Below are 937 nucleotides of genomic sequence, written 5' to 3' on the forward strand. Positions count from 1 at the left end.
AGTATGAAAACGATACCTTTCGTTTAATATAAATTCGTGTATATATAGAAAGTGGTGAAGAAATAATGAAATTAATTGCAATTGATTTAGATGGAACTCTTCTTTCGGGAAATAAAATGATTAGTAAAGAGAATGCAGAAGCGATTCGAAAATGTCAGGAAGCAGGCCACGTTGTAGCAATTTGTACAGGACGTTCTATCGTCGACATTGAAAGATTGTTATTAGAAGTTAATTTAGAGTGTCCAATTATTGCGGAAAATGGTGCGCTTATATATAAAGATAAAAAAATGATGAAGAGATATCCAATTCAAAATATGCAAGCACTTGAGATTGTAGAATATCTTGAAGAGAATGGCTTATATTATCAGCTCTATACTGATAAAGGTGTGTATGTACCGGATTATGGAGTAGAGAGTGTACGTAATGAAATCGAGTATGTGAAGAATTCAAAAGAAAATTTTGACTTGAAAGAATTAGAAACGATCGCAGCTTTATATCTTGAACATACAGCATTTCATAGTGCAGAAAGTTGTAAATCAATTGTAGAAACTGATATACATGTGCATAAGCTTTTACCATTTTCTTATGACATAGAAAAATTAAAAAAGTTAAAAGCAGCGTTTCTGCATAATACTGATTTAGCAATTACATCTTCATATTGGCATAACTTAGAAATTAATCATCGAGATGCTCAAAAAGGAAATGGCTTATATACTTTAGCAGAACATCTGAATATTCCGGTTGAAAATACTGTAGCGATAGGTGATGGGCTAAACGATGTATCCATGATGGAAAAAGCAAACATATCAATTGCAATGGGGAACGCAGTCGAAGAAATAAAAGCAATGTGTAAATACGAAACTTTATCAAATGAAGAACACGGTGTTGCACATGCTTTATATAAATATGTAATGTAATATAAAAAGAAAAAAAGAAT

General features: G+C 31.5%; 1 protein-coding gene. It reads left to right on the forward strand.

Annotated elements, in window-relative coordinates:
- Nucleotides 1-65 precede the first annotated feature (65 nt).
- Complete coding sequence (locus KI369_RS28645; RefSeq protein ID WP_046959538.1) at nucleotides 66-917, forward strand: Cof-type HAD-IIB family hydrolase; 852 nt, start codon at nucleotides 66-68, stop codon at nucleotides 915-917.
- Nucleotides 918-937: the final 20 nt, after the last annotated feature.

Origin of the sequence: Bacillus sanguinis (genome assembly GCF_018332475.1) — a bacterium.
GTDB lineage: Bacteria > Bacillota > Bacilli > Bacillales > Bacillaceae_G > Bacillus_A > Bacillus_A sanguinis.

Bases quoted from the DNA above. Each gene is read 5' to 3' on its own strand.
- KI369_RS28645 (WP_046959538.1), top strand. From the start codon at position 66: ATGAAATTAATTGCAATTGATTTAGATGGAACTCTTCTTTCGGGAAAT.